Origin of the sequence: Sulfuriferula thiophila (assembly GCF_003864975.1) — a bacterium.
Lineage (GTDB): Bacteria > Pseudomonadota > Gammaproteobacteria > Burkholderiales > Sulfuriferulaceae > Sulfuriferula > Sulfuriferula thiophila.
In genome coordinates this window covers 96,136-116,685 of the sequence record NZ_BHGL01000033.1, presented here as the reverse complement: position 1 = coordinate 116,685, position 20,550 = coordinate 96,136, and the positions used below count along the sequence as shown (strand labels likewise).

The 20,550-nt window shown below is 51.7% G+C and carries 16 protein-coding genes, 1 tRNA gene and 1 pseudogene; 9 read left to right on the top strand and 9 right to left on the bottom strand.

Annotated elements, in window-relative coordinates; all coding sequences use genetic code 11:
* Nucleotides 1-18 precede the first annotated feature (18 nt).
* The 9 genes and pseudogenes from EJE49_RS10350 to EJE49_RS10305 all read right to left on the bottom strand — a co-directional run bounded on the left by EJE49_RS10350 (nt 19) and on the right by EJE49_RS10305 (nt 11,277).
* Complete coding sequence (locus tag EJE49_RS10350; protein WP_124950510.1) at nt 19-1,434, bottom strand: ATP-binding protein; 1,416 nt, start codon at nt 1,432-1,434, stop codon at nt 19-21.
* Nucleotides 1,435-1,449: 15 nt separating this feature from the next.
* The gene (locus tag EJE49_RS10345; protein ID WP_189941839.1) at nt 1,450-2,301 is read right to left on the bottom strand and encodes an HDOD domain-containing protein; all 852 of its coding nucleotides are present in this window, start codon (nt 2,299-2,301) and stop codon (nt 1,450-1,452) included.
* Between the two features lie 29 nt (nt 2,302-2,330).
* Nucleotides 2,331-3,134, bottom strand: coding sequence for a response regulator (locus EJE49_RS10340; protein ID WP_223246931.1), 804 nt, complete (start codon nt 3,132-3,134; stop codon nt 2,331-2,333).
* Between the two features lie 20 nt (nt 3,135-3,154).
* Nucleotides 3,155-4,957, bottom strand: a pseudogene (locus EJE49_RS10330) (putative bifunctional diguanylate cyclase/phosphodiesterase).
* A 326-nt stretch (nt 4,958-5,283) separates the two neighbouring features.
* On the bottom strand, nt 5,284-7,518 hold the full coding sequence (locus EJE49_RS10325) for an ATPase, T2SS/T4P/T4SS family (RefSeq protein WP_124950502.1): 2,235 nt from the start codon (nt 7,516-7,518) through the stop codon (nt 5,284-5,286).
* 68 nt (nt 7,519-7,586) lie between these two features.
* A complete protein-coding gene (locus EJE49_RS10320) occupies nt 7,587-8,828 on the bottom strand; it encodes an ATP-binding protein (protein WP_189941837.1) in 1,242 nt (413 codons plus the stop codon).
* A gap of 1 nt (nt 8,829) precedes the next feature.
* A complete protein-coding gene (locus EJE49_RS10315; protein ID WP_124950498.1) occupies nt 8,830-9,477 on the bottom strand; it encodes a GTP-binding protein in 648 nt (215 codons plus the stop codon).
* Nucleotides 9,478-9,736: 259 nt separating this feature from the next.
* Nucleotides 9,737-9,812: transfer RNA gene (locus EJE49_RS10310), tRNA-Ala, on the bottom strand.
* Nucleotides 9,813-9,888: 76 nt separating this feature from the next.
* Nucleotides 9,889-11,277 carry an FAD-binding oxidoreductase gene (locus EJE49_RS10305; protein WP_124950496.1) on the bottom strand — a complete coding sequence of 463 codons (1,389 nt, stop codon included), beginning with the start codon at nt 11,275-11,277 and terminating at the stop codon, nt 9,889-9,891.
* Nucleotides 11,278-11,436: 159 nt separating this feature from the next.
* On the opposite strand from EJE49_RS10305, the gene EJE49_RS10300 reads away from it, so the two are divergent.
* From EJE49_RS10300 to EJE49_RS10260, 9 genes are all read left to right on the top strand, one after another.
* Nucleotides 11,437-11,781, top strand: a complete 345-nt coding sequence (locus EJE49_RS10300) for an EF-hand domain-containing protein (RefSeq protein ID WP_124950494.1) — start codon at nt 11,437-11,439, stop codon at nt 11,779-11,781.
* A gap of 8 nt (nt 11,782-11,789) precedes the next feature.
* Complete coding sequence (locus tag EJE49_RS10295; RefSeq protein WP_223246916.1) at nt 11,790-13,238, top strand: DUF1800 domain-containing protein; 1,449 nt, start codon at nt 11,790-11,792, stop codon at nt 13,236-13,238.
* A gap of 18 nt (nt 13,239-13,256) precedes the next feature.
* Nucleotides 13,257-14,414 (top strand): DUF1501 domain-containing protein, encoded by a 1,158-nt coding sequence (locus EJE49_RS10290; protein ID WP_124950492.1) that lies wholly within the window; start codon nt 13,257-13,259, stop codon nt 14,412-14,414.
* 7 nt (nt 14,415-14,421) lie between these two features.
* Nucleotides 14,422-14,955 (top strand): GNAT family N-acetyltransferase, encoded by a 534-nt coding sequence (locus tag EJE49_RS10285; RefSeq protein ID WP_124950490.1) that lies wholly within the window; start codon nt 14,422-14,424, stop codon nt 14,953-14,955.
* A 233-nt stretch (nt 14,956-15,188) separates the two neighbouring features.
* Nucleotides 15,189-15,383 (top strand): hypothetical protein, encoded by a 195-nt coding sequence (locus EJE49_RS10280; protein ID WP_124950488.1) that lies wholly within the window; start codon nt 15,189-15,191, stop codon nt 15,381-15,383.
* Complete coding sequence (locus tag EJE49_RS10275) at nt 15,380-17,083, top strand: ABC transporter ATP-binding protein/permease (RefSeq protein WP_124950486.1); 1,704 nt, start codon at nt 15,380-15,382, stop codon at nt 17,081-17,083. Before EJE49_RS10280 ends, EJE49_RS10275 begins: the two co-directional genes overlap by 4 nt.
* A 122-nt stretch (nt 17,084-17,205) precedes the next feature.
* Complete coding sequence (locus tag EJE49_RS10270; RefSeq protein ID WP_124950484.1) at nt 17,206-18,195, top strand: 2-hydroxyacid dehydrogenase; 990 nt, start codon at nt 17,206-17,208, stop codon at nt 18,193-18,195.
* 235 nt (nt 18,196-18,430) lie between these two features.
* Nucleotides 18,431-19,708 carry a sensor domain-containing diguanylate cyclase gene (locus tag EJE49_RS10265; protein ID WP_124950482.1) on the top strand — a complete coding sequence of 426 codons (1,278 nt, stop codon included), beginning with the start codon at nt 18,431-18,433 and terminating at the stop codon, nt 19,706-19,708.
* 10 nt (nt 19,709-19,718) lie between these two features.
* Nucleotides 19,719-20,546 carry a PhnD/SsuA/transferrin family substrate-binding protein gene (locus tag EJE49_RS10260; RefSeq protein WP_189941835.1) on the top strand — a complete coding sequence of 276 codons (828 nt, stop codon included), beginning with the start codon at nt 19,719-19,721 and terminating at the stop codon, nt 20,544-20,546.
* The last annotated feature ends 4 nt before the right edge of the window (nt 20,547-20,550 follow it).

Genomic DNA, 20,550 nt, shown 5'->3' with positions numbered 1-20,550 from the left:
CCCCCCCCCTTATTGCTGTTAGTCATTCGAAACCCTCATTGAAACAGCCCCCTCAGTATTGGCATGCTTCACGGGCAACCAGACCGTAAACGCAGTGCCTTTACCAACCTCGCTTTTCACTTCAATTCGGCCATTATGTTTCTGAATAATGCCGTACGATAAAGACAACCCCAGCCCGGTCCCCTTGCCCACGGGCTTGGTTGTGAAAAACGGATCGAATATCCGCTTCATATTTTCCGGAGCAATGCCCTTCCCCGTATCCGCGATCTCCACCCATACTTCCGTCCCCTGCACTCCGGTACGAATCGCAATTTCGCCCTGATCTTCAATGGCATGCGCAGCATTCACCAGCAAGTTCATAAACACCTGATTCAGTTGTGACGACAGGCACTCCACTTCAGGAATAGCGCCATATTCCCGGATCACTTTCGCCTTATATTTGATCTCGTTATTGACGATATTCAGCGTGCTTTCAATGCCCCCTTTCAGGTCTGCGCTATGCCATTCATCTGTAGCGTCCACGTGAGAAAAATCTTTCAGGTTCTGCACGATCTGTTTGACGCGGGTAATCCCATCTTTTGATTCATGCATCAACTCCCGCAAATCCTCTTTCAGAAATGCCATATCCAGCTGCTCTCTTTTCAACTGCAGCCGTTGCCGCACTTCCGCATCAGATATTGCGTGTTCTGCTTGTTCATAGGCATCCACCATACTGAACACATCCTGCATATACCTTTCCAGCGTGCTCAGGTTGGAATAAACATAACCGATGGGATTATTGATTTCATGTGCCACACCGGCAGCCAATTGACCTATTGAGGCCATTTTTTCCGATTGCAGCAACTGATTCTGAGCCGCTTCCAGCTTTGCGTTTATAAGTCGCAATTCTTCTAGCCGCCGATTCTGATCCAGATGCAACTGCATATTGCCCAGCGCCAGGCTAACCATACTTAACAGCGCCGTACCCTGCTCCAGATCGGCCTCCGAATAGCGGGTGGTGGCATTGGGGCGGTTAACACTGATAGCACCGATAACGCGATCTTCGATTTTCAACGGCCAGCAAATTGCCGAATTGATAGACGTCGAAGCGGCCTCCCGCCCCTCCCTGTTACGCTGGAAACGCACATCATTAGAAATGTCGCCATTCAGCAGCAACGCTTTACCTTCTTGGGCAACCAATCCCAGTACGCCGCTGCCCATTTTCACCAGGCTGCCAACAACCCCATCCGGCAAATCTATACCGGCGACGATGGTGAGATTGACACCATCCGCATCACACAAAGCCAATGAACCACTTCTTCCTTCAAATCCGTCCACGATATGAACAATAATCTGCTGATAAATGGCTGCCGTATTTTCCCGCATGGTTACATCTTGCCCAAGACGGTATAAATCGTAAATCCAGGATAGTTTTGTCATCCGGCCAAAAGCCATACCCCCTCCCTCGCGCTAGCTTGTCAGCAGCAGTTCAGCACTGGCATCAATCTGCTCAGCATCCGGTAAACCTGCCTCAATACTCTCCCATGTCAAGTGCAGATGATCCCGCAAACTGCCCGGCAACTGGCTAATCAACGTTTCACCCGTTATCCCACTTTCAATCAATGCCGCAACATAGACAATACCAGTAACCGGCTCGAACGGAACATGCTCGGGAGTGTGGCAATAGCGGATAGCATGTTCGATGGATGGCGGGAAATTCCAGCGTTTGGCCACCTCTGCGCCAATCTGGGCATGGTCAAACCCCAGCACAGAGCGCTCTAGCGTCAACAAATTCTCACCTGACTGGTTTTGCTGCGTAAGCACGCCCGCAAACTGTGCCTGCATACAGGTATCCAGCACCAGCAGCCCGATATCGTGGAACATGCCCGCGGTAAATGCCATATCCTGATCATGCCTCAGACACTTTGCCAACGCCTTGGCATAAGCCGCTACCCGGAAGCTGCGCCGCCAGTAAGCATGACGGTCAAATTCACTTGCCTCGGCAACTGCAAACGCCTTTACAAAGCCTGTCGACAATACCAGCGAACGAACGCTGTTAAAGCCCATCACGACCACGGCCTCATGTATGGAACTGACCCGGCGTGACAAGCCATAAAATGCGGAATTTACAACACGCAGGATTTTTGCAGTTAACCCCTGATCCTGCTCAATCTTGTGTGCAAGCAGCACACTATCCAGATCAGGATCATTAAAACTGCTGATCACCTCCTGCACCACAACGGGGATAACAGGAAGCTGATGTAACTTGGCGAGAGCTTCGTCCAAACTGACCGCAGTAACCATTTTCGTTTTATCTCCCATAAACACAGTCATTAGAGATCGGGTAACTTTCAGGAAGGCGCACCTGGATCAACCACCAGTACCACCCCCTTCGCATGAGACAGCTCGCCCATCGAATAGCACCAGTAATTAACACTCTGACCGTCTGCCAAACGCACCTGTTTTTTTTCGGCTTGCTTGCAACACTCTCTGGCAGCCACCCCCGTCAACAACTCCGCAGGCAAAACATCACTGGCCATTTCACCCAATAAAGGGCATTCCTCCAAGTTTCCAAATAACTTGTGCGCCATTTGATTCGCAATCGCTATCAGCCCATCGTCACCGATTCCCAATACTGCAACGGGCAGAAAATCCAGAATGTCCTGTGAAATCTGCAAGATATGCAAATTCCGCACAATTTCACCGGTTTTTTCTGCCACACGTCGCTCAAGCTCATGATTAACGTTGGATAACGTATCATTGACTGTCTGCAATTGCTGCGTCAGCCGTGCATTTTCCAGTTTCATTTCATGGTGCTTGAAAGCTTCTTCTACATTCTCCCGCAACAAATCATCTTCCCACGGCTTGGTAAGGAATTTATAAATGGCCCCGCGATTAATCGCATCTGTCACAGAATTAAGATCGGTGTACCCGCTTAGCATAATGCGCACTGTATCTGGATAGAGCTCTTTCACCTTACTCAAAAACTCAGCTCCGGTCATTTCCGGCATCCGCTGGTCTGAAATAATGACCCCTACTTCATGCTGCGCCAACAACTCCAGGCCCGCTTTACCGCTATTTGCTCTCAGAATGTTATAACCATCACGACGCAGCAGCCGCACTAATGCGGAAGCAATATTTTCTTCATCATCCACCAGCAGCAAAGTTCGTTCCATCATACCTCCATCGGTTTAAGCAGATACTCGCTCTGCTGCAGCAAACGCGTCACATTTTCTGCAGATACGGGTTTGCTAAACAAATACCCTTGCATTTCATCGCATTTCATTTCTCTCAGGCACGCCAACTGTTCAACCGTCTCCACACCCTCAGCAATTACTCTTAGCTTAAGCCCGTGCCCCAGCGCGATAATTGCCGTAACTATAGCGACATCATCTTCATCACTGGACAGATTGCGCACAAAAGACTGGTCTATTTTCAACGTATCAATCGGAAAACCTTTCAGATAGCTTAACGACGAATACCCCGTCCCAAAATCATCAATAGAAATTTTTATACCCATATCATGCAGCATCTGCAATACGCCAATCGTACCTTCCATATCCTTCATGACCAGGCTCTCTGTTAGCTCCACCTCCAGACAACCCGAGGCGCAATCGAGTCCGACCTCAGACATAATCGAAGCGATCATTTGCCCCAATCCCGCTTGCCTGAACTGTACCGCAGACAAATTGACCGCCACGCGCAACGGCGGCAATTTTTCTGCCTGCCAAACTTTAATTTGCGCGGCTACGGTACGAAATATCCACTCTCCGACCGGGATAATTAGCCCGCTTTCCTACAGTAATGGTATGAACGCTGCAGGGGGTATCAATCCTTTCTCAGGATGCTGCCAGCGCAACAATGCTTCCACACCAAAAACCCGTCCGCTCCCGAGATCAACTTGTGGCTGATAATGCAGCACAAACTCGTTGCGCTCCAATGCCCGACGCAAACTGCTTTCAAACATGAGTCGCTGCAGCGCGCTTGCATTCATTTGCTCTGTATAAAACTGAAAATTATTTCTGCCTTCAGCTTTCGCGTGGTACATAGCGGTTTCAGCATTTTTGAGCAATTCAGTCGAGTTCACCCCATCCACCGGATAAACACTGATACCGATACTGAATGAAATGAAGATCTCGTCTTTCTCTATTGCAAAGGGAGTTGACAACAGATTCAGGCATGCCTGAGCCTTGTCGCTCACTTCATGAATATCATGGAAACCGCTCATCATGAAGCAAAACTCATCCCCTCCGACCCGCGCAACGGCATCTCCTTTACGCACCACCCCGAGCAGCCTTTCCGCAACAGCACCAAGCACTTTATCGCCGACTGGATGACCCAGCGACTCATTTATTTTTTTAAAAAGATCCAGATCCAGCATCATGACAGCAACCGGAGTTTGAGTGCGTTCAGCCTGTGCCAGAACTTGTTGCAAACGATCTACAAACAAGAAACGGTTCGGCAGATGCGTCGTAACATCATAATTCACGGCTTGCTCGATGCGCCTATTCTTCTCGTCTATCTGCGTTGCCAGCTCTTGATTAATTTGTGCCAGCTGTTGATTGGCAGCTTCAATTTCGTGCGTGAGTCGCGCTCTTTCCTGAGTCAATTCAAACTGCAAAAAAGCTTGATGCACATTGGCGCGCAATATTTCATCATCCCACGGCTTGGTCAGGTATTTATAAATTGCACCCTGGTTGATTGCCGCTTTAACAGAATCAATATCCGCGTATCCGCTCAATACCAAACGCACTGTTTCAGGATAGCGCTCTCTCACTTGCGTCAGCAACTCCACGCCTGTCATTTCCGGCATGCGCTGATCGGTCAATATGACACCCACAGCATGCTCTGCCAACAGGCTCAATGCGATTTTGCCACTATTGGCTGTCAACACGCGATAACCATCCTGCCGCAGCAAACGCACTAGCGATGAGGTGATATTTTCTTCATCATCAACCAACAGCAATGTTCTATTCATCCATCCTCCTGACTTGTCGAATACCTAGCCCCCTTAACACAGAGGTACAAACCAGCATCCAGCCCGAATGTAACTTTACACCCCTATTTCCGGAACAATAACCGAGTATTTTCAGGTGCAATACCTTAATATTAGATATGCAAGCACTAACCCAATTTAGCTTCGACCGTTCGTACAAACAAACGCATCACGATCCAGAACGCGATGTAATCGCTATGCACTAAACAGAACATACATTCAATATTTCGGTATAGGATTGAAAACAATCTCTGCCTATACCCTCCGCTCAACTCACTGATGTATCTGCACCAGTGCAATTAAAAAAGCTACTGCGGCCCCAATACACGCAACAACTCATCAATGGTGGTGAGCCCCTGATTAACCTTATCGCGACCATCCTCAAGCAGCGAGGAAGTACCGATTTTTTTTGCCAGATTGGTAATCTCCAGTATGGTGGCGCCGCTGGCAATCAGATGACGCATCTCATCATTGGGCACCAGCACTTCATACAAACCGAGCCGCCCGCGGTATCCGCTGCCATTGCACTGACTGCAGCCCTTGCCTTTTGATGCGGTAATTTTTTCCGGACTGAACAACGGCCCCAACCTGGCTAGCAACGCCGGTGTAGGCTCTTCCGGTTCGCTGCAATGTATGCAATTTTTCCTGACCAGACGCTGGGCGATTACACCTTCCAGCGCTGTCGCCACCACATAGGGTTTCAGTCCGAGATCGAACAGCCGCGAGATAGTCGCCACCGCCGAATTGGTATGCAGGGTGGAAAACACTAAATGCCCGGTCAACGCAGCATGGAAAGCCACCTCACCGGTTTCAAAATCACGAATCTCGCCGAGCAGAATCACATCCGGATCCTGCCGCAGGATGGCGCGTAACACCGCAGGAAAAGTCAGACCGATTTTTTCCTTGATCAGAACCTGCCCGGCCTGATCCATGTAATACTCGACCGGATCCTCGATAGTGACGTAATTCTTGGTGGGGGTAGCATTGTGCTGCAATAACGCATACAGCGAAGTCGTTTTGCCGCTGCCGGTCGGGCCGGTGGTCAGAATCAGACCCTGCGGCTTGTCTACCATATTCAGCACTTTTTCCAGATCAGACGGCGAAAAGCCCAGTCCGTCCAGACCGACAATCGCTGAATTGCGGTCAAGAATACGCATCACCACTTTTTCCCCATTGATCGTAGGTAAGGTGGAAATGCGCAGATCCACAATCCGCATCGGCGTTTTTACCGTAATACGTCCATCCTGTGGTCTGCGCCGCTCACTGATATCCAGCTCCGACATGACTTTGAGCCGCGATACCAGTGATTGATGCAAATGGTGCGGAATTTGTATCTTGTCTACCAGCACGCCGTCGATGCGATAGCGCACTACCACGCTCTTGGTACGCGGCTGTATATGAATATCGCTGGCCCCCAGCCGGATCGCCTCCAGCATAACGGCATTCACCAGACGAATAGCGGGTGGCTCATCGGTGCCGCGCAGCAGATCTTCCAGCGTTCTGTTATCTTCCTCTTCAATAACAATCTCGATACCTTCGTAGGGATCAGGGCTGGAAACCAGCGTTTCCAGCTCTCTGAAATCAACCCCCTCCCCGACACCATAAACCTCGGCATATTTGGCTTTAATGTCAGCGATATCCGCCATGACCGGCTGTATTTCCAGCCCGGAAACGAAGCGCAGATCATCAATCAGGCCCATATCCATAGGATCTGCCAGCGCCAGCAACAGGCGCTTGCCTTCCAGCCGCAACGGCACCACCAGCTGCCGCTCACAAAAGCTGTGTGGTATCAATGCAGCAACCGCCGGATCGACCTGGAATTCGGCCAGCGACACTTCCTCCATCAGAAACTCTTTACGCATGATGTCGCGTATGGTTTTTTCAGCCACCCAGTCATGTTCCAGCAGCAACTTGATCATCGGCTCCTTGCGCTGCTGCTGTTGCCGGTACAGCTCCTGTACCTGATGATCATTCAGCAAATTACGTTTGTTGAGCATGATGGCAAGTTGACTGCGGTTGGTAACCGTCAGCTTGGACAGCGCAGTGATTTCCTTGGATTTATCCTTGTTATCTTTTTGCAGCGCCTTGTTTTTCTGTATCAGATCATACTGCTCAAGCGCCAACGCCACCGTTATCCGCAGGTCATCATCATTCCAGGGTTTGAGGATGAATTTGTATACCGCCCCTTCGTTGATAGCGCCCATCACCGCACCGGTATCCGCGTGGCCCGTAAGCATGATACGGATCATCTCCGGACGGATAGCCTTGGCTTTTTTCAGCAAATCCGCCCCATTCATGACCGGCATCATGTAATCCGAGATCATCAGCTGGAAGGTTTCCGAACGCAGCAACTCCATGGCTTCCTGGCCATTGGCGGCCGTGGCAATGAAATAGTTTTCCTGACGAAAAACACGCTGCAAGGCCTTCAGCACATTCGGCTCATCATCGACCAGCAGTATCCGGTATTTAGTCGATTTCGCCTGCTCGGATTTCGGCTCCTTATCGGGTGGCGCACCGGTAAACAAGGATGAATAATGGAACATTTGCGTCTCTCTTGGAATAGTTACTTAAATCGAAGCCATGGCAAACAGCCCACACCGATATTACCCTCTCATCGTGGATGATCAGCATTCGCCACAGGCAGATAAATGGTAAATGTCGTTCCTGCACCAAGCTGACTTTCCACCTCGATGTGACCGCCATGAGCTACGATGACATCGCGGCTGACGGTTAGCCCAAGCCCTGTTCCCTGCCCGACGTCGCGGGTCGTATAAAACGGCTCGAAAATACGCGGCAACACCTCTGCGGGGATACCTTTGCCGGTATCGGCAATAGTGACGCTGATTTGCGCATTATCCACTGCTGTGCGTATGCGTATCTTACCCGGCGTAGTCATCGCTTGCGCCGCATTGAGCAGCAGATTCAGCAACACCTGGTTCAACTGACCAGGCAAACAGCGCAATGGTGGCAATTCACCCAACTCCAGCTCCAGATCAGCACGCCCCTGCAACTGGCTGGCAGCCACGTTACAAACCGAACGTAAATTATCGTTGAGGTTAACGATTTCTTCCTCGGCATGATCGACATTGGAAAACCCTTTCAGATCAGCCACAATGCGTGCCACCCGGTCCGCACCTGACACACTCTCCTCAAGCAGCGCGGCAAAATCTTCCAGTACAAAATCAAGATCGGCATCCCGCCAGGCCGCGTTAAGTTGCGCCGACCCTTGCGACTGCATCATGCCTGCCATAGTAGCCAGTTTTTGCACATAAGACTGGGCAGTGCTCAGGTTGCTGCGGATAAAACCGATAGGATTATTGATTTCATGCGCCACCCCGGCAGCCAGCTGACCAACTGAAGCCATCTTTTCTGCCTGATACAACTGCCTCTGCGCTGCATCTATGGTTTTTACCTGCTCCTCGACCCGCTCTTCCAGATGCGCGGCAAGTATTTTGTAGCGGGCTTCCGATTCCTGCAATAAGGTATGCTTACGCTGCAACGCCTCGTAATCTGACTGCACGACTTCGATATGCATTTTGGCCGCCATGAAATAGCGGGCACCGGATTGCAGCAACAACTCCAGCAAAATCACCGCCGCACTCAGTTTGTCAGGCTCGGCGGATGGTGATTCTATATAAGCGATTGTTTCCAGATCATGGCTGAGCGGAGCGCGACTGACATCCCCCTCAAAAGGCAGCGCTATACCCATCACCAGTTCGCCCTGTGTTGACACCAACCGAAATGGCGTACCGAGTATCAGCGTGAGTATCGCTGTCAGTCGCTCCGGCGAAACCCCGGATAGCAGTTCATGCAAGCTCAATTCACTGTCGAAATTTCCAGAACGCAGATCCAAGTCAATCTCCCACCACAGCGCTGATAAAAGCAGGCATATCCATGCCATGAACGTCATCCAGGGCGACCTGCTGATTCAGTATAGGATAAACCGCTTGCAGCAACTGGATGAATGTTTCCTTGATACCCGTTCCGTCCAGTGCAGAAGCCAGCACCAGCGGCCAGGGCGCGGCAGCCCAGCGCGTTTTTATCTCGGATTCAGTAAGGATATTTGGCAGATCACGCTTATTAAATTGCACCACCAGAGGCAGTGTCTCAAAATCAAGCCCTACACGGCTGACATTTTCTTCCAGATTCTGGAATGCTTCGGAATTATTGACACCTTGCGACTGCTGCGAATCCGCGACAAACACCACCCCGTCGGCACGTGACAGCACTGCCTTACGCGTCGCATCGTGGACAACCTGACCGGGAACAGTATATAACTTGAGTTTGATCAGCCACCCTGACGGCGTACGAAACCCCAGCGGCAGCAAATCAAAGAACAGCGTGCGATCATTCTGCGTTTCCAGCGTCATGATCTCGCCTTTTAAATCGGGTGCCAGCATATCATGCAGGCGCATAAGGTTAGAGGTCTTGCCACTCATGGCCGGGCCGTAATAAACCAGCTTTATCGTAATTTTTTTATTGGTTTCGTCAAATTCCGCCATCGCCGCAACCATCCCTTATATCAAGCTGTGCAGACCAACTGGAAACATCCTCTTTTGCAGAATACCTCAAAAAGCGTGCAGAGCTCCACTAATTTTCCAGGCGGATGCGACGTAGAAACATCAAGGCTGTATTGCGATTTGGATATCAGATAGCGTCACCAAACATTGCGACGCGATGAGGCTGAAGACTGACAGAAAGCACAACGCCCCGGTTCAACTGATTTTTCAATCAATCAAACCGAGGCGTTGAGTTAATACTTGGTGGAGGTAAGCGGGATCGAACCGCTGACCTCTTGCATGCCATGCAAGCGCTCTCCCAGCTGAGCTATACCCCCGAAAGACGGCAATTATAGGTGGATTTAACCCCTGTTGTAAACCCTGGCTAGCGAAATAAATAAGAATCCCGTTCGCTTAGCTCACATCCGGCAACAGCTTGAGCGGGTTCAACAAGTTATCCGGATCAAACTGCTGCTTGATCTGGCGCATGATATGCATACTCGCCGCATCGATTTCCATATCCACATACGGCCGCTTTTCGCTGCCGATACCATGCTCGCCTGACAGCGTACCGCCTAGCGCAAGCACTTGAGCGAACAGCGCACGTAACGCCTGCTTGGCCTGCTGCATTTGCACCGCATTGGCCGGATCAACCATGATATTCACATGCAGATTGCCATTGCCGGCATGACCAAAACTGACAATGGGCAGAGCATGTTCAGCAGCGAGGTACTCAATATAAATCACCAGTTCGGCCAGACGCGACACCGGCACGACTACGTCTTCATTGATCTTCAGCGGTGCGATGCACTTAACTGCGTGTGAAAGCGATTTACGCGCCAGCCATAATGCCGCTACCGACTCTTTATCAGTTGCTTGCAGCAGTTCCAGCATACCCTCGCCTGCCAAAGCCTGCTTCAGCGCTTCGACCTGACGCGGCAAATCTGCGCTCACCCCATCCGCCTCAACCATTAGTAGCGCTGCAGTACCCGCGGGCAAATCGGTTGCCGCGCCCGCGGCCTGTATCGCCGTGATTGACTGCCGATCCATGAACTCCAGCGCGCAGGGTACCACGGCCTGATTCATCACCCGCGCAACCGCACGGCACGCATCGGCATTGCTGGCATAACACACACGCAAGGTTGCACGTGCTTCGGGTGCAGGCAGCAGTTTCAACGTCGCTTCGGTAATCAGCGCCAACGTGCCTTCCGAACCAACCAGCAGACGGGTCAAATCCAGCCCCATCACCCCCTTGGTGGTACGACAACCGGTCTGGATCAACTGCCCCGCACCGGTTACCGCGCGCAGTCCGAGCACATAATCGCGCGTTACCCCATATTTCACCGCTCGTGGCCCGGCGGCATTCATCGCCAGGTTGCCGCCGATACGGCAATAAGCAGCACTGCCCGGGTCTGGCGGATAAAACAATCCATGCTCGCGAGCCACTCTATCAATTTCAGAGGTAATGACGCCCGGTTGCACCACCATGTAGCGATCCGCCGCATGCACTTCCAGTATGCGGTTCATGCATTCGAAACTCACTACCACCGATTGCGGCGCAGGCAGCGCCCCGCCGACGTTGCCTGACCCTGCCCCACGCGCAATCAGCACCACACCATGCGTTATCGCCACCTGCATCAGCGCCACGACCTCATCTTGCTCACGAGGAAACAGCACAGCCAGCGGCATGCACGCGCGCGGTGTTTCGTCGTGACTATACAAAACCAGCACATCCGTATCGGTGATGACCTGTTCACGACTGAGTGCCGCCACAAAACCTTGCTCTATTTCTGGGAGTAACATGAACAACCTTTAACTAAATAACTACACAACTGCAAAACAGCATTCTATTACCTGGTTACACCTTGTTACAATTTAAACAGAAATAGAAATATCCAGTTCGTTGATTTTGTTTATCATCACACATCAATAACCCTATTTCTTAATAGCAAGGAGCGCACCATGCACCCCACCAAAACCCTGATCTGCCTTTTAGGCCTGGCTCTTACAGCACCTGCATTTGCCGATTCGACCACTCCGCCCATGGACAGCATAGGTGCCAGACCGCAAATGAACAGCAGCCAGATGTACAGCATGATGATGTCCCGCTTCAATGCATCCGACAAAGACCATAACGGCGCAATCAGCAAAGCCGAGGCCAGCAACATGCCTATGCTGGAAATGCACTTCGACGAAGTTGACACCAACCATGATGGGCAGGTAACCAAAGCTGAAATGCAGGCTGCATTCCAGCAGCAGATGGGCAAACAGGCTCATACCCAACAAAATGGCGCCATGACTCAGTAAACTACACCATGCGTTATTACTGCCTGGGCCTGGCGTTCCTGTTTACCGCTACACTGGCGCAAGCCGCAGGCATGGGCGAAGCTGACGCATGGCATTTACTGGCGCGTACCGGATTCGCGCCCAGCCCTGCAGAGCTATCAACCTATGCCCGACTGAGCCGTAGTGCAGCCGTCGATCAGCTACTGGCTCAAAGCACACAGCAAGCAGTCACTCCTGTTCCAGCAGAACTGGCCGCATACTCGCCTCCGCCGCGCTTGCAGGACGTGTCCGAAGCAGAGAAAAAACAACTGCAACGCCAGCAAGCCCAGTATGGCATGCAACTACGCGCCTGGTGGATGCAGGAAATGGTCGCCACCCCTTCGCCATTAACTGAACACATGACTCTGTTCTGGCACAACCATTTCGTCTCCAGCATGGAGAAAGTCAAATCCCCTGCCCTGATGCTGACGCAAAACCAGTTGCTGCGCCGCGATGCGCTGGGCAATTTTGGCGATATGCTGCATGCCGTTGCCAAAGATCCGGCAATGATCATTTATCTGGATAACCTGCAAAACCGCAAAGCCCAGCCCAACGAAAACTTCGCGCGCGAAGTCATGGAGCTGTTCACCCTCGGTATCGGCAATTACACTGAACAAGACGTCAGGGAAGCTGCCCGCGCCTTCACCGGCTGGAGCCTGGATCGCGATACCGGCACATTCTTGGACCGCCCGTTCCAGCATGATAACGGCGTGAAAACCATACTCGGCCAAACTGGAAATTTCAACGGCGACGATGTGCTGGATATTCTGCTCCAGCAACCCGCTACCGCAGAATTTATCACGCAAAAACTGTGGCGCGATCTGATTTCCGCAAACCCCGACCCGGCTGAAGTAAAACGTTTCGCCGCGACATTCCGCAACCAGCACTACGAAATCCGCCCACTATTGCGTGCGATGCTGCTCAGCGATGCTTTCTGGGCACCCCGACATCGCGGCAACCTGGTCAAATCTCCGGTGGAATTACTGGTCGGCAGCGTACGACAGCTCTCCATCCATCAACTCGACCCACGTGTGCTGGCACTGACCTCGCGCCAGCTCGAACAGGACCTGTTCGCACCGCCCAATGTCAAAGGCTGGCCAGGTAACGACAACTGGATTAACAGCACCACGCTACTCAACCGCAAACAGTTTCTGGATAAACTCACGCGTGGTGCCGATATGCCCGTACCCGAGCAATACATGATGCAGCCACCCACCCCGCAACAACGGCTGGCGCGACTGACCGATCGCAGCATGAACCGTATCGACTACGCGCCCGACAACTGGATCGGCACTCTCGCAACGCATCCGCAAGAACAATACAGACATGCCGAACGGCTGTTACTTGCCAGCACACCTAGCGAACCGGTTGCGTCCGGTTTGCCGCCGGCAGATTACGTCCGCACCTTGTTGCTGGATCCGGTTTATCAACTCAAGTAGCCTGGAGGCAATGACATCATGCTGCGTCGCGATTTTCTTAAAGCCCTTGGCTGTGTCCCACTGATCTGCACAGCGCCCGACCTCGCCATCGCGGCCTCACCGACAGGTCAATACCAGAACTTGCTGATCCTGATCGAATTCAAGGGAGGCAACGACGGTCTGAACATGGCGATACCTTACGCCGATGATGCCTACTACGCCCTGCGCCCGCGCATCGCCATCCCTCGCGACCAGGTTGTGCAACTGGATGAACGCACCGGTCTGCACCCGGCATTGCAAACAATGTTGCCATTATGGCAGGCAGGCGAACTGGCAGTGGTGCAAGGTATAGGCTACCCCGACCCTAACATGTCGCATTTCCGCGCTATTGAAATCTGGGATACGGCTTCTGCCAGCAACGAATACCTGCAGCAGGGCTGGCTCAGCCGCACATTCGCGCAATTCCCGCCGCCTCAAAGCTACATTGCAGAAGGTGTCAGCATAGGCTCCGCCGACCTCGGCCCGCTCGCCGGTGGTGCCCGCGCCATCATCCTCAACAATGCCGACCAGTTCTCGCGCCAGGCCAAACTGGCAGACGATGCGCTGATCCGTTCCGGGAACGCCGCACTGGCGCATATCCTCAAAGTCGAAAACGATATTCAGCACGCCGCGAGCCATCTGAGCGGACACTACACGTTCACGACTGAATTCCCCAAAACCACCTTCGGCAACGCTATTCACACTGCGTCAGAGATCATTGCCAACCAGTCCGGCGTGGCCGTGGTGCGCATTTCGCTGAATGGCTTCGACACTCACACCAACCAGCAACCCACTCAGGCACGCCTGCTTAAGGAGTTCGCAGACGGCGTGGTCGCTCTCAAAGCCGCACTGACCGAGCTCAACCGCTGGGACAGCAGCCTGCTCATGACCTACTCCGAATTCGGTCGCCGCCCGCAAGACAACGCCGGCAACGGCACTGATCACGGCACAACCGCCCCGCATTTCATCATCGGCGGCAAGGTCAAGGGCGGACTGTATGGGAAGCCACCTGCATTGCAGCAACTGGAAAACGGCAACTTGACCTACGGCGTGGATTTTCGTAGCCTGTACAGCACCATCCACGAAAAATGGTGGCGACTTCCTGCCAGCAGCATACCGGGCGGGCACTTTAGCAACCTGAACATCATCCGTACCTGAGCGCCGCATGTCACCCCTGAACTTCCGTCTCGCCAACACTCTGGACATCGAACATATCGCCAACCTGGTCAATTCAGCCTATCGCGGCGACAGCAGCCGGGTCGGCTGGACCACTGAAGCCGATTTACTCGACGGGCAACGCACTGATACCGATGAAATCAGCAGCCTGATTGAATCCGTGAATTCCGTCATTTTGCTGGGCGTGCGCGACAAGGAAATTATCACCTCACTGCATCTGCAACAGGAGGGCCGCCATGCCCACCTCGGCATGTTTGCCATCCAGCCCGGTTTGCAGGGCGCAGGCATTGGCAAACTATGCCTGCAACAAGCCGAAAATCTCGTGCAGCAGCTGTGGGGCGTCACTACCATGCAGATGGCTGTCATCACCCTGCGTCTCGAACTGATCGCCTATTATGAACGGCGCGGCTACCGCAATACCGGCCTGCTCCAACCCTTCCCTACTTCACCCCGATTCGGTATACCTCGCGTTGCCGGCCTGCAACTGACCTTATTAGAAAAATCGTTGAACATTCCGGCTTAAACTCTCTGCTGTTCACCCACCCAAATAATTTTGTGTACGCAAGCGTACCGACCGCGCCGAATCCTGCTGCTAGACTTGCATACATACCTGAAGTCTACATACAATTAATCAGGTTTGACCCTGTGCGAAGTGCAAAAATGACCGATGACGGACTATGATCAGGCTTGCCTGATTAACATACTTCCAGCATCAGTCATGATTCATCAACACCCCACCATGATCAGGAGAAAGCCATGTCCAGCGCCGGTTACCACTTACCTATTGATGATTTGCCCACGCAAACATGCGACATGCATGGTGCAATCGTTACACAGATGGAATCCCTGGTCATCGTGGATGGGCATAACCAGCGTATCGATGCCTATTCAGCGGCGGAACGCCGAGCCTACCTTTCCCCCGGAAAATCCAACCCATACACACCCGCATGATCCAATTTGATCTTCATTTATGGCGGCGTTTCAAAACAATTGCAGCGCCTTACTGGTCCCGCGAAGAAAAGTGGCAGGCCAGAAGCCTGCTGTTCCTGCTGGTGGTGCTATTGCTGGGACAGACCGGATTCGCTGTACTGTTCAACCAGCTCACTGGCGAATTCACTTCGGCGCTGGCAGCAAAAGACGCCGACCGATTCTGGATTGCGATCAAAGAGTGCTTCGCTATCCTGGTTATCGCCGTGCCGATTTATGCGTTTTACTATTATGTGCGCGACAAGCTGGGTATTTACTGGCGGCGCTGGCTGACCCGAAATTTCCTCGGCAGTTATTTCAGCAACCGTGCGTACTATGCGCTGAATGGTAATGCCGAGATCGACAACCCGGATCAGCGTATTGCTGAAGACATCAATACCTTCACCCAGCGTTCACTCTATTTTCTGCTAATCATGATCGGCGCGCTGCTGCAGCTCATGGCCTTCTCTGGTGTGCTCTGGTCGATTTCCACGGATCTGGTGTATTTTTTGATCGTCTATGCGATAGTCGGCACGGCAGTTACTGTACTGGTATTCGGCAAGGTGCTGATCGGGCTTAATTTCTACCAGCTCAGGCGCGAAGCCAATTTCCGTTTCAGCCTGGTACGCATCCGCGAGAATGCCGAAGCCATCGCCTTCTATCGCGGCGAGGAGCAGGAATCACGGCAGGTCAACCAGCATTTCAATGAAGCCTTTACCAATTACAACAAACTCATTAAATCCCAGCTGCATCTGAATCTGTTCCAATATGGCTACAGCTTCCTGACTATCATTCTGCCCAGCGCAATCATCGCCGGACGGGTGCTGTCAGGCGAACTGGAAGTCGGTCGCGCAATTCAGGCGGCGGGTGCGTTTGCAGCGATATTGAGCGCACTGACGGTGATAGTAGACAACTTTGAAAGTTTCAGCCGATTTGCCGCAGGAATAGATCGTCTCGACAGCTTCGCCAAGTACCTCAGCGGCAATAACGCCAATCTACCGCAGGCTGAAGACAGTATCGCGCTGGTTCAGGATTCCCGACTGGTCATCGAAAACCTGACCCTGGAAACACCGAACCACGAACGCACACTGATCAAAGAACTCTCCCTGGCTATCAATCCAGGCGAGGGCGTGCTGATCGTGGGTGCCAGCGGTTGCGGCAAAAGCTCGTTATTGCGTGCCATTGCTGGTCTGTGGCACGCTGGCAGCGGCTGCATCATCCGTCCGGATACCGACGACATGCTGTTTCTGCCGCAACGACCCTACATGTTGCTGGGCAGCCTGCGCAGCCAGCTACTCTATCCGCAGCAGGACAAAGAAATCACGGACGAAGAACTGCTGCAGTTACTGAAACGCGTCAACCTGCCAGACATCGCAGCACGCTCGGGCGGACTGGATGCCGAGCTGGACTGGGCCAAGGTGTTGTCAGTGGGTGAGCAGCAACGCGTGGCTTTTGCACGGGTGCTGCTCGCCGCTCCTAAATACGCCATCCTCGATGAAGCCACCAGCGCGCTGGATATCGATAACGAAGACAATCTGTATCGGCAATTGGCAGGTAGCGCCACCACCATGGTCAGCGTCGGCCATCGCCCTTCCATACTGAAATATCACCCGCAGGTACTGGAACTCGACGGAAATGGCGGGTGGAAGTTATATGCAGCCAAAGATTACTGTTTTGAACAATGACATTACCCCTATAAGCACCAAATAAATCGCTCACACAATAGTAGAATAACATGCATAGAGCGTAACTATAGCTTGAGTTGAAATACTGACTTTTTCCGCAAAATACCCCATAGGTACAGCATATGAAAGTTCTTGTTACCGGCGTCGCACAGCATGATCTGGATACGCTAATCCCTGTACTAACCAAAGCTGGTCACGATATAGAAACCACATCCGATATGCTCAATATGCAAACAGTCCAGCGTGCGCAAGGGTTTGAAGTGGTGGTAACTTTCGTTTGTGATGATTTATCTGCCCCAGTCATCAGCGCATTAGCAGCAGCAGGCGTCAAACTGATTGCCCAGCGCGCAGCGGGTATCGATAATATCGATCTCGCTGCGGCGCATCAGGTAGGAATACAAATTGCCCGTGTTCCTGCCTATTCACCATATGCCGTAGCTGAACAGGCGGTCGCGCTATTGTTATCATTGAATCGACATGTTCATCACGCATACCAACGAGTACTGCATGGCAACTTTTCCCTGCAAGGCTTGATGGGTTTTGATCTGCACGGAAAAACTGTACTGGTGGTCGGCACAGGTCGCATAGGTCAGGCATTTACATGCATCATGCAAGGATTTGGTTGTGTAGTATTAGCATATGACCCGGCCATGCCACTGGCACATAGAATTCCCCAGATTGAATATATAGACGATCTGGCTGACGGCGTTACACGTGCCAGAGTTATTTCGCTGCACTGCCCGCTATTGCCAGAGACCCGACACATCATCAATGCTGCCATCTTAGAAAAGTGCCACCCCAATACCATCCTGATCAATACCAGCCGAGGTGCGGTAGTTGATACGGCCGCGGTGTTAGCCGCACTAAAGCATGGAAAACTGGCTGCTTACGGGGCAGATGTTTACGAAAATGAATCCTGTTTGTTTTTCCGCGATTGTTCAATAAGTGGTTATACAGATGCCTTACTTAAGGAACTGCTGAATATGCCTAATGTGTTACTAACCCCGCATCAGGCATTCTTCACCATTGAAGCACTAGAAGCCATCGCAACCGCGACTGAGCAAAATCTAACAGATTTTTCTGCTGGACGAGGTACTGGAAACTTTCTTTAAATCCCAGAAATATGCATTGGTTGCGTATATCACTACGGTTGATCATTCAGCTGACATGGCGACTGAATCAGTTTATTATTAGCACATACACAACTATAAAAATCCGCGGGGAGCACGCGTTTGAAATATGCCGCCAGCCAATCTTGCCACCACAAAACCAGCCTCATGTTCCTGAGTGTTGCACGACTGCGTGCGTACCCTTTGCTCATAGCCCAACCACGCCATTTGAACTCGCATGAAACATAAAAACTATTTTTTATTCTTTGAAAATATCGGCCTGAGAGGCAAGCTGATACTGGCGCTATTTCTCGGCATAGTGATGATTTCCATATTTTTCGGATGGGTACGAATAAAAACGGAACAGGATCACCTGCAGCAATCTATCAATGTTGCCGGTGCGGGTCGCGCCAAAGCGCTCGCCGCCGGTGCCGCCAATCTGGTTGCGGGCTATGATTATGGCAACCTGGAAGGACTGGCCAAAAACCTGCTGAACCAGCCTGACGTCCTCGCGGTAAGCATTCGCAACATTAATGGCCGCGCCATGGCTGATTTCAGCAAAGCCACACCAGAAAAAGGACTGCGGTTCGATTCGCCTATACAACTGAACAACAAGGAAATTGGACAAGCATCACTCACGGTCTCCACTAAAGCCCTGGAGCAAGCATCTTCAGCAGCAGCACTACGCATCACGATAGAACAGATACTGGGTGGACTGCTGCTGTCATTCATTATTTACTTACTGGTATCAAGGGCAGTTGTAGCGCCTGTGCAGCGTTTAACACGCGCAATGGAATCAGCCGAAACCGACAATGGCAATTTAGGCGAAGCATTGCCGTTTGAATTCAATGACGAAATCGGGAAGATGGTACAGGTTTATAACCGCCTGACAGTCACCTTGTCGGATTACCATGACAAGCTGCACCAGAAGATTGACCTGGCCGATCAGGCGCTGGTAGAAAAAAATAAAGAACTGGAAAAAGCACTTGCCCTGGTTGAGCGCATGGCCACCACCGACAGCCTCACTGAACTACCCAATCGCAGATATTACGACGAAATGATAGCCGTCAGCGTTGCGCAAAATGAACGTTACGGGGAGCCGCTCAGCCTGGTGCTGTTTGATCTGGATAAATTCAAGGATATTAACGACACCCTCGGTCACCCTGCCGGTGATGCAGCGCTCAAACATGTGGCGGCCATCTTGCGCGACCACGCGCGCAAAGCGGATATCCCCGCACGGCTTGGTGGAGATGAATTTGCCATCATCCTGTCCCATGCAGATGAAGCCCTGGCTGAAATTTTCGTCAAAAATCTCAGAGCTGCCCTGGTAGCGCATCCTTTTATATACGAAGACAAGCCTATCCCTTGTACCATCAGCATAGGTATCGCACAATTTGACCCGTCCATGCTCTCTCCGGAAGGTCTGTATTTTGCTGCCGATAAAGCATGTTACGCGTCCAAGCGAGGCGGCCGTAACCGCTATACACTGTATTCACAACTGATAAATAATGAGTAACGAGGATTACATGATTCATAACAAACAACGCATAACAACGACACTGATGGCATTATTGAGCCTCTGCTGGCTACCGGCGGCCGAGGCCAGCGAATCGGTGACCATAGGCTCGGCGGCCATGGACATTCCTGTCGAGATGATCAAACGCTTTGAGCCATTAACACACTACCTCTCTATTACTACCGGCATCGATGTCACTTTCAAGCCGTCGCCTAATTTAGCCGCCGCAATGGAAGACCTGGGTAACAACCAGACTCAAATCAGCTATTTAACTCCGGTTGCCTATCTGGAGGCGCATGAAAAATATCAGGTAGTGCCACTGGTAGCACCTACCGTCAATGGCAAACCCAGTTTCTCTCTGGTTATTGCCGCACGTAATCCCGGCAAGATAAAAACACCCGGCGATTTAAAAGGTAAACGCTTCGCCTTTGGTGACGAAAAAGCATTGTTGCAGAAGGCGGCTGTTGCCAGCATGGGGCTGAAGGCTGAGGATTTTTCGCAAATAGCCTATCTAAAACACTATGACAATATTGCCAAAGCGATTATTGCCGGGGATTTTGATGGCGGCATTTTAAAAGACAGTGTTGCGCTCGAATTTAAAAACAAGGGCATTAAAATCATAGGCACTACACCACCGCTGCCTTCTTATGTTTTCGCTGTCCGCAAAGACACCCCGAAACCAGTAGTGGAAAAACTGAAAGCCGCTTTTCTGAAATTGAAGAAACAAGGTGCTGATGCTGCCATATTGCAGGCATTCGATCACACCTACGATGGCTTTGTTACGGTTGAAGACAAAGACTATGATCCGGTGCGCAAACTGATTGCGCCATTTAAATAACTAA

Bases quoted from the DNA above. Each gene is read 5' to 3' on its own strand.
- EJE49_RS10350 (WP_124950510.1), bottom strand. From the start codon at position 1,434: ATGGCTTTTGGCCGGATGACAAAACTATCCTGGATTTACGATTTATAC.
- EJE49_RS10345 (WP_189941839.1), bottom strand. From the start codon at position 2,301: ATGGGAGATAAAACGAAAATGGTTACTGCGGTCAGTTTGGACGAAGCT.
- EJE49_RS10325 (WP_124950502.1), bottom strand. From the start codon at position 7,518: ATGTTCCATTATTCATCCTTGTTTACCGGTGCGCCACCCGATAAGGAG.
- EJE49_RS10315 (WP_124950498.1), bottom strand. From the start codon at position 9,477: ATGGCGGAATTTGACGAAACCAATAAAAAAATTACGATAAAGCTGGTT.
- EJE49_RS10305 (WP_124950496.1), bottom strand. From the start codon at position 11,277: ATGTTACTCCCAGAAATAGAGCAAGGTTTTGTGGCGGCACTCAGTCGT.
- EJE49_RS10300 (WP_124950494.1), top strand. From the start codon at position 11,437: ATGCACCCCACCAAAACCCTGATCTGCCTTTTAGGCCTGGCTCTTACA.
- EJE49_RS10295 (WP_223246916.1), top strand. From the start codon at position 11,790: ATGCGTTATTACTGCCTGGGCCTGGCGTTCCTGTTTACCGCTACACTG.
- EJE49_RS10290 (WP_124950492.1), top strand. From the start codon at position 13,257: ATGCTGCGTCGCGATTTTCTTAAAGCCCTTGGCTGTGTCCCACTGATC.
- EJE49_RS10285 (WP_124950490.1), top strand. From the start codon at position 14,422: ATGTCACCCCTGAACTTCCGTCTCGCCAACACTCTGGACATCGAACAT.
- EJE49_RS10280 (WP_124950488.1), top strand. From the start codon at position 15,189: ATGTCCAGCGCCGGTTACCACTTACCTATTGATGATTTGCCCACGCAA.
- EJE49_RS10275 (WP_124950486.1), top strand. From the start codon at position 15,380: ATGATCCAATTTGATCTTCATTTATGGCGGCGTTTCAAAACAATTGCA.
- EJE49_RS10270 (WP_124950484.1), top strand. From the start codon at position 17,206: ATGAAAGTTCTTGTTACCGGCGTCGCACAGCATGATCTGGATACGCTA.
- EJE49_RS10265 (WP_124950482.1), top strand. From the start codon at position 18,431: ATGAAACATAAAAACTATTTTTTATTCTTTGAAAATATCGGCCTGAGA.
- EJE49_RS10260 (WP_189941835.1), top strand. From the start codon at position 19,719: ATGATTCATAACAAACAACGCATAACAACGACACTGATGGCATTATTG.